General features: G+C 58.7%; 7 protein-coding genes. 5 read left to right on the forward strand and 2 right to left on the reverse strand.

Annotated elements, in window-relative coordinates:
* Positions 1-314: 314 nt before the first annotated feature.
* A complete protein-coding gene (fadD1, locus tag DCO47_RS25020; RefSeq protein ID WP_064364959.1) occupies positions 315-2,012 on the forward strand; it encodes a long-chain-fatty-acid--CoA ligase FadD1 in 1,698 nt (565 codons plus the stop codon).
* A gap of 265 nt (positions 2,013-2,277) precedes the next feature.
* Here the strand turns inward: fadD1 and DCO47_RS25025 are convergent, their stop codons facing one another.
* Complete coding sequence (locus tag DCO47_RS25025; protein ID WP_042607251.1) at positions 2,278-2,655, reverse strand: hypothetical protein; 378 nt, start codon at positions 2,653-2,655, stop codon at positions 2,278-2,280.
* A 195-nt stretch (positions 2,656-2,850) separates the two neighbouring features.
* Between DCO47_RS25025 and DCO47_RS25030 the strand changes: the two genes are divergently transcribed.
* The 3 genes from DCO47_RS25030 to def all read left to right on the forward strand — a co-directional run bounded on the left by DCO47_RS25030 (position 2,851) and on the right by def (position 4,698).
* Positions 2,851-3,042, forward strand: a complete 192-nt coding sequence (locus DCO47_RS25030) for a CsbD family protein (protein WP_116659151.1) — start codon at positions 2,851-2,853, stop codon at positions 3,040-3,042.
* A gap of 163 nt (positions 3,043-3,205) precedes the next feature.
* The gene (locus DCO47_RS25035; RefSeq protein ID WP_039758093.1) at positions 3,206-4,162 is read left to right on the forward strand and encodes a YihY/virulence factor BrkB family protein; all 957 of its coding nucleotides are present in this window, start codon (positions 3,206-3,208) and stop codon (positions 4,160-4,162) included.
* Complete coding sequence (gene def / locus DCO47_RS25040) at positions 4,159-4,698, forward strand: peptide deformylase (RefSeq protein WP_042607249.1); 540 nt, start codon at positions 4,159-4,161, stop codon at positions 4,696-4,698. The genes DCO47_RS25035 and def overlap by 4 nt, the downstream gene beginning before the upstream one ends.
* 121 nt (positions 4,699-4,819) lie before the next feature.
* Here the strand turns inward: def and DCO47_RS25045 are convergent, their stop codons facing one another.
* Entirely contained in the window at positions 4,820-5,236 is a 417-nt protein-coding gene (locus tag DCO47_RS25045) for a GNAT family N-acetyltransferase (protein ID WP_116659152.1), read from the reverse strand.
* A gap of 323 nt (positions 5,237-5,559) precedes the next feature.
* Here DCO47_RS25045 and DCO47_RS25050 point away from each other — a divergent pair, with 323 nt between their 5' ends.
* Positions 5,560-6,501: a fatty acid desaturase gene (locus DCO47_RS25050; protein ID WP_116659153.1), complete on the forward strand. Its 942-nt coding sequence runs from the start codon at positions 5,560-5,562 to the stop codon at positions 6,499-6,501.
* Positions 6,502-6,583 lie beyond the last annotated feature (82 nt).

Here is a 6,583-nt window from a genome sequence, read left to right on the forward strand (position 1 = left end):
TCCTACATTTGGAATGCGTTCCCTTTGTAGGAGCTGCCGAAGGCTGCGATCTTTTGCTTTTACACCCCTGACTATGGGGCTTTTACGGTTAAATAGGATTTTTGCTCTAAAATGACCGCTGGCAAGTCTTGAGTCATAAATATGACTGTAGGGCCCACGTTTGGCTCTGGTCGACCCTCGGCAAAGCTGCTACTCTCGGCGCGCTTTGTGACTTCTCGGCCTGGAAAACGCCGGATTCACCAATACAAAACACACACCAATAATAATCGCATCAAATGCGGTGAAGAATTCGCGTTGCTGAGGAGTGGGCTTCCATGATCGAAGACTTTTGGAAGGATAAGTACCCGGCGGGAATCGCAGCCGAGATCAATCCAGACGAGTATCCGAACATTCAGGCAGTGTTGAAGCAATCCTGCCAACGCTTCGCCAACAAACCGGCTTTCAGCAACCTGGGCAAGACAATCACCTACGGTGAACTGTACGAACTGTCCGGTGCCTTTGCCGCATATCTGCAACAGCATACCGACTTGCAGCCCGGTGATCGAATCGCCGTGCAACTGCCCAACGTCCTGCAATACCCGGTCGCGGTCTTCGGTGCCATTCGCGCCGGGTTGATCGTGGTCAATACCAACCCGCTGTACACCGCGCGGGAAATGGAACACCAATTCAACGACTCCGGTGCCAAAGCGCTGGTGTGCCTGGCGAACATGGCGCACCTGGCCGAAGCCGTGGTGCCGAAGACCGGCGTCAAGCACATCATCGTCACCGAAGTCGCCGACCTGCTGCCGCCGATCAAGCGCCTGCTGATCAACAGCGTCATCAAGTACGTGAAGAAAATGGTCCCGGCCTATCACCTGCCCAAAGCCATCAGGTTCAACGACGTGCTGAGCAAGGGCCACGGTCAGCCAGTGGCCGAAGCCAACCCGGACAGCGGCGATGTCGCGGTGCTGCAATACACCGGCGGCACCACCGGCGTGGCCAAGGGCGCGATGCTCACCCACCGCAACCTGGTCGCCAACATGCTGCAATGCAAGGCGCTGATGGGCTCCAACCTCAACGAAGGCTGCGAGATCCTGATCACGCCGCTGCCGCTGTACCACATCTATGCGTTCACTTTTCACTGTATGGCGATGATGCTGATCGGCAACCACAACATCCTGATCAGCAACCCGCGCGACCTGCCGGCGATGGTCAAGGAGCTGTCGAAGTGGAAGTTCAGCGGTTTCGTCGGTCTGAACACGCTGTTCGTGGCGCTGTGCAATAACGAAGGTTTCCGCAAGCTGGATTTCTCCGCGCTGAAAGTCACCCTGTCCGGCGGCATGGCCCTGCAATTGGCCGCGGCCGAGCGCTGGAAAGCCGTGACCGGTTGCGCCATCTGCGAAGGCTACGGCATGACCGAAACCAGCCCGGTGGCCACGGTCAACCCGATCCAGCACATCCAGATCGGCACGATCGGCATTCCGGTGCCGTCGACCCTGTGCAAGGTCATCGACGATGCCGGTGTCGAGCAGCCGCTGGGCGAAATCGGCGAGCTGTGCGTCAAGGGCCCGCAAGTCATGAAGGGCTACTGGCAGCGTCAGGAAGCCACCGATGAAATGCTCGACAGCGATGGCTGGCTGAAAACCGGTGACATCGCGCTGATCCAGCCGGACGGCTACATGCGCATTGTCGATCGCAAGAAGGACATGATTCTGGTGTCCGGTTTCAACGTTTATCCGAACGAACTGGAAGACGTGCTGGCGACTTTGCCGGGCGTCCTGCAATGCGCGGCGATTGGCGTACCGGACGAGAAATCGGGTGAGGCGATCAAGATTTTCATTGTCGCCAAACCGGGTGTGACCCTGACCAAAGAACAGGTCATGGACCACATGCGCGCCAACGTCACCGGCTACAAAGTGCCGCGTTCGGTGGAATTCCGCGATGCGTTGCCGACCACCAACGTCGGCAAGATCCTGCGCCGCGAGTTGCGTGATGAAGAGCTGAAGAAGCTCAAGGCCACGTCTGCCGCGTAAATAAAAAGCCCCGCAGATGCGGGGCTTTTTGTTGGTGCAGAGCAGGGCTTTGATCATGCGGTGAAGCGGCCCCTCACCCGAGCCCTCTCCCGAGGGAGAGGGAGCCGATCGAGATGTCTGGCGTTGAGCATCAACCTGAAAAACCGAGTCGATTATGGATTCAGTAAGCTCGATCAGGTCGGCGTATCTCTTGAATATCCCCCATTCGGTCCCCTCTCCCTCTGGGAGAGGGCTAGGGTGAGGGGAAGGGCTGACGCCACAAATCCTACTGACGAAACGGCGCAAAATTCACGTTGGTCCCCGCCGGACGCATGTCCTGCAGATACGAATCCTTGTCCGCACTCAGCTCCAGGCTCAGCGCCGCCTTGCGCTTGCCTTCATTGCGAATCACCAGCCCTTCGAGCTTCTCGCGCAGGAATACCGTCGGCACTTTCAGGTGCAGCAACTCATCGGTGGCCGGGGTGTGCAGCAGCAAGTGAATCCACTCGTACTGACCGATCGCCAGACGCGACACCGGCAGGTCGAACCACCAGATGTTGCGGTTGCGGTTCAGTTCGGCGAAGTGGCAGTTGTTGGTGCCGAGCACGGCGCCGCCCAGTTGCTGGTTGCGACGGGCGATGGCCTGGGTTTTATTGAGCTTCATGACATTCCTGCGAATCGGTGTGCGGGGCGCAACGCCCATAGGCTGAGCATTCTCGGGGCAACGCCGGCAAACATAAAGCGCAACCTGCGCATCGCGACGAAATCCCCGCAAAAATAAATGAAACTCGGCGCAAAGCGCACCGGTCAATCGTTACGTAATGACTTTTCTTCCCTATATGCATCACGGAGAAACACCATGAGTAGCACAGGCGATAAAGTAAAAGGCATGGCCAACGAAGCTGTCGGTAACGTCAAACAGGGCGTCGGCAAGGCCACTGACAACGAAAAACTGCGCGCGGAAGGCAAGGTTCAAGAGAAAAAAGGCGAAGCCCAGCAAGCGGTCGGCAACGCCAAGGACGCTGTGAAAAAAGGCGTCGACAAGGCGTAAGCGAGCCTTGAACGAATCACACGAGCGGCCATCCAAAGATGGCCGTTTTTGTATCAGAACCCTGCGGTCATCCGCCGAAGGATCGCCAAACAGGCTACCTTGAGGTAAAAAACGGCCCCTGAGTCGCCACGACTTCAACCTTTTGCGGCGCAAGGAGACGCGAATGATATTTCCGGACATGAAAGGTCTGCCCCTGCACCGGGTGATGGTGCGCACGGTCACTGAGTTCGTCGATGACGAAATGTCGACCTACGCCTCGGCACTGGCCTACCAGATGCTGTTCTCGCTGTTTCCCTTCATTCTCTTCCTGATTGCCCTGATCGGTTTCCTCCATCTGCCGGACTTCTTCTCCTGGCTGCGCCTGCAATCCGAACTGGTCCTGCCGCCGCAGGCGCTGGAGCAGGTCAACCCGGTGATCGACCAGTTGCAGCAATCCAAGGGTGGTCTGCTTTCAATCGGTATCGTGATCGCCCTGTACACCGCGTCGGCCGGCGTGCGCCTGATGATGAGCGCGATGAACGCCGCTTACGACGTGGTCGAAGGCCGGCCGGTCTGGAAGCGTTTTCCCCTGTCGATCGTCTACACCGTCGGCATTGCCGGCATGCTGCTGATCGCCGCGGCGCTGATGGTGCTCGGGCCGCAGGTGATGGGCTGGATCGCCGCACAAGTGGGGCTGGAAGACTTCATCGTCACGGTGTGGACCATCGCGCGCTGGCCGGTGATCGTGATTCTGATGATGGTCGCGGTGGCACTGATCTACTACGTGATGCCCGACGTCAAACAGGACTTCCGCTTCATCACACCCGGTTCGGTGCTGGCGGTGGTGGTGTGGATCCTCGCCTCGCTGGGTTTTGCCTTCTACGTGAAAACCTTCGCCAACTACAACGCGATGTATGGCAGCATCGGGGCGATCATCGTGCTCTTGCTGTATTTCTATATTTCCGCGGCGGTGTTGTTGCTCGGCGCGGAAATGAATGCGGTGATCGAGCACATGTCCGCCGAAGGCAAGGACAAGGGCGAGAAAGCCCCTGGCGAGCCCGACGAATCCAGCAAACAACACGTCTCGGGCCTGGGCCGCGATCATTCGCTCAAGCCGGACACCGATGAAGCGCGACCATGATTCGTGAAATTCTGAAAATGGGCGACGAGCGCCTGCTGCGCATCGCCCCGCCGGTACCGCCGGAGATGTTCAACAGCGCCGAGCTGTGGCAATTGATCGACGACATGTTCCAGACCATGGAAAGCGTCGGCGGCGTGGGTCTGGCGGCTCCGCAGATCGGCGTCGATCTGCAACTGGTGATCTTCGGCTTCGAGCACAGCGAGCGTTACCCGGACGCCGAGGCTGTGCCGCAGACGATCCTGATCAATCCGCTGATCACGCCTTTGAATCCGCTGATGGAAGAGGGTTTTGAAGGCTGCTTGTCGGTACCTGGCCTGCGCGGCGCGGTGGATCGCTATCAGCAGATTCGCTACGAGGGCTTCGATCCCAAGGGCGAGCCGATCGTGCGAGTGGCCTCGGGGTTTCATGCAAGAGTGGTGCAGCATGAATGCGATCACCTGATCGGCCGGCTGTATCCGTCGCGGATTACCGATTTCAGCAAGTTCGGCTTTACCGAAGTGCTGTTCCCGGATCTTGATCCCATGGCCGACGACTGATCCAGACTCACCACAATTCCCTGTAGGAGTGAGCCTGCTCGCGATAGCGGTCTGTCATTGACGAATCCGGTGACTGATAGATCGCTATCGCGAGCAGGCTCACTCCTACAAGGGAACTGCGTCAGTCTGGAGGGCTGAGCCCCATCGCAATCATCGGCTTGCTCCGCGCATACCGGCTCAACCGTTCGGCCATCGCCTGCGGCAGCGCCGGATCAACGCTGAACCCGCGCCGCTCATAAAACCCGCGCAGATCCGGATGACAGAACAGCCACACCGGCCCGTCCACTTGAGCAACCGCCGCCGCAATCAACTGCCCGGCAATTCCCTGTTCCCGACACCCCGGATCGACAAACAACCCTGTCAGCCAGTGGCCGCCCGATACCTGCCGCAGGCACAGCGCCGCCACGATCTCGCCGCGCCGCGCGACCCACAGTTGCGCCTCGCGCACGGCCTTCATCGAGGACTGGTGGCTGCGGTAGAACTTGTTCATCAGCGGCCACAACGGTTCGTCGAGCTGGCTGTAGTGGATGTTGGGCATGGTTCGGACTGTCGGTTCGAAAAGCGCCGATTATAAAAGAACGCGCGGCTCGGGATAGGTGTATACCTGATCTCACATCCCTGTGAGTGGAGTACCGATCATGTCCAAAGGTATGGATTCAAAGAAAGCCGCGAAGAAGAAGCCGGCCAAGACCGCGATTGAAAAACGCGCAGAAAAGAAAGCCAAGAAAGTCGACATCTTCGGCCATTGAGCAAACCCTTTGGAAGCCCGTCTCTCGGGCTTCCACGCCATCTGAAAAATAATCTGCAAGATTGCACCGCCTCGTTGCACAGAAGGGGACGATTCCCGTTCCGAGCAACGCCATGGCTTTTTATTTCGACGCCCGACATCGCCAGCAAATCGAAACCCTGGGCCAACGCTTTACCGCCCGCAGCGAATGGCCGACCTGGCTGTTGCTGATCGGTGTGTACGCCGGCTGGTTCGCCATCCTCCTCAACAGCGCTTGGCTGGGGCGCGGCTTGAGTACGTTGCTGCTGATCCCGCTGCTGGTGTTGTGGTTGTCGCTGCAGCATGAGCTGCTTCACGGCCATCCGACCCGCTCGACCTTCATCAATAAAATCCTCGGCTACGCGCCGTTTGCCGTGTGGTATCCGTACACGCTGTATCGCGACAGCCATTTGCGTCATCACCGCGAGGAAGACTTGACGGTGCCGGGCGTCGATCCGGAAAGTCGTTATCTGACCTCGGCGAGCTGGCGGGACGGCTCGGTGTTCGAGCGCAGCGTGCATTGGCTGAACAAAACGGTGCTCGGACGCTTCGTGATTGGCGCGCCGCTGGCGTTGACGGCGTTAGCGCGCGAAGAGCAGCAGCGCTTGCGAAACGCTGATCCGCAAGCCTGGCTGATGTGGCTGAGCCACGGCGTGGTTACTCTATTGATGCTGGGTTTCATTGCCCGCTACAGCATTTTGCCGGTGTGGCATTACCTGTTGCTGATCAGCATACCGGCGCTGTCGATCGCGATGATCCGTTCGTTTCACGAGCATCGACCGCATGCCCAGGCCGAGCAACGCACCGTGCTCAACGAGGCTGGCTGGCCGTGGCGCTGGCTGTTTCTCAACCTGAATTTTCATCTGGTGCATCACGACCTGCCGGGGCTGGCGTGGTACGACTTGCCCAAGGTCTACCGGCTGCACCGCGAGCAGTGGATTGCGCGCAGTGGCGGGTTTGTCGTGCGGGGGTATGGGGAGTTGTGGCGACAATATGGCTTCAAACCGATTGATAGCCCGGAGCATCCGTTTCACTGATCCAGAAACACCACAATCCCCTGCAGGAGTGAGCCTGCTCGCGATAGCGTCGTATCAGTCACTGAGTTTGTCACTGACATAC

Source organism: Pseudomonas sp. NDM, from assembly GCF_003105095.1.
Classification (GTDB): domain Bacteria; phylum Pseudomonadota; class Gammaproteobacteria; order Pseudomonadales; family Pseudomonadaceae; genus Aquipseudomonas; species Aquipseudomonas moraviensis_A.